Consider the following 1,409-nt stretch of genomic DNA (forward strand, 5'->3'; position numbering starts at 1 on the left):
GGCGGCGCTGCCCGCCCGAGAGGCCGGTGACCGGGCCGTCCCAGTCGAGGTCGCCGAGAAGCCCCGCGATCACCTCGCGCGTGCGCGGATCGCCGGCCCACTCGTGCGCGGGCCGGTCGCCCACCACCGCCTCGGCGATGGTCTGCCGGTCGTCGAGGGTGTCGGCCTGGTCCAGCACGCCGACGCGCACGCCGCCGCGCACCGTGACGCGTCCGGAATCCGGCTCGAGCCGGCCTGCGAGCATCGCGAGCAGACTCGACTTGCCGTCGCCGTTGCGGCCGACGACGCCGATGCGATCGCCCTCGTCGACGCCGAGCGAGACGCGGTCGAAGACGACCTTCGTCGGGAACTCCAGGTGCAGGGCCTCAGCCCCGAGCAGATGTGCCATGTTCCTTCAAGGCTAGGTCAGGCTCGTACGTCGCCCTCACACGCGGCCGGGTGCGAGAACACCAACCGGTCATGGAGACACGCCGGTGATGGATGTCGGGTGCCGGCGTGTCGGGTGAGGGACTGGGGTTCTCGCACGCAGACGGACGGGGTCCGGCGTCAGTCAGTACCAGATGCTCAAGCGGGGTGCGACGTGCCACGAGAGGACGCGCGCAGCGGTTGCGGCATCCGGAGTCGTCACGCGGCCCGCCGCGGCGAGGGTCGCGAGCGACACGCCGCCGAGGTACACGGCAGAGAGCTCGGTGATGCCGAGGGCCACCTCGACCGCGCCCTCCGGCGCGTCACCGGTGAGCCGCGTCACCTGCGCCGACCCGTCGGCGCCGGACTCGAGCAGGTAGCGGCCCTCGGCGATGCCCAGCGGATCGGCCACGTTCAGGACGAGGCGCCCGGGGGTCGAGAAGCGGCGCGCCCGGAGCGCAGCCGGCACGTCGAGGATCCGCACGTACTGGTGGTCGCAGACGGTCACTGTGGCCGCGCGCTGGTCGGCGATCATCCACAGCAGCGGCTCGTCGATCGAGAGCTCGCTCGCGCGCACCTCGGCGACGAGGTCGAGCTCGAGCAGGAACCGCCACAGTGCCGCGTACGCGTCGTCGGTCTCGGCGACGAGGTAGTGCACGGTGACGGTCGCCTTGGTGAAGTCGTCGTGGTTCTCGCGCACCGCGTACACCGCCAGGCCGCGCACCTCGCCCGATGCGTCGGCGTACTGCACCGCACGTCTGTCGCCGGCCTTCTCGGCGTCCGGCCGCGTGCCCGCGATGTTGTCCCAGTGCCCGGCGGGCACGTCGATCTCGCCGGGCATGCGCAGCCGCGCACGCTCGTGCACGACCGGCAGCAGCTCGCGCAGCCGCTCGCGCGGAACGAAGTCGACGCGGCCGTCGGGACGCGGGCCGATCCACTGCGCACGCTTGGTCTCGATGCGCCACGACGCCGCCGGGGCCGCCGGGGCGAACCCGTACCGGCCG

General features: G+C 73.0%; 2 protein-coding genes. Both read right to left on the minus strand.

Features of this window, described 5'->3' with window-relative positions; genetic code table 11:
• Positions 1-388: ATP-binding cassette domain-containing protein (locus tag EIO58_RS17905; protein WP_164861867.1), on the minus strand; the 388-nt coding region annotated here is incomplete at its 3' end.
• A 162-nt stretch (positions 389-550) separates the two neighbouring features.
• On the minus strand, positions 551-1,409 hold an 859-nt coding region (locus tag EIO58_RS17910; RefSeq protein ID WP_205789387.1), incomplete at its 5' end, for a sterol carrier protein domain-containing protein.

It is taken from the genome of Microbacterium sp. CPCC 204701 (genome assembly GCF_004010105.1).
Classification (GTDB): Bacteria; Actinomycetota; Actinomycetes; order Actinomycetales; family Microbacteriaceae; genus Microbacterium.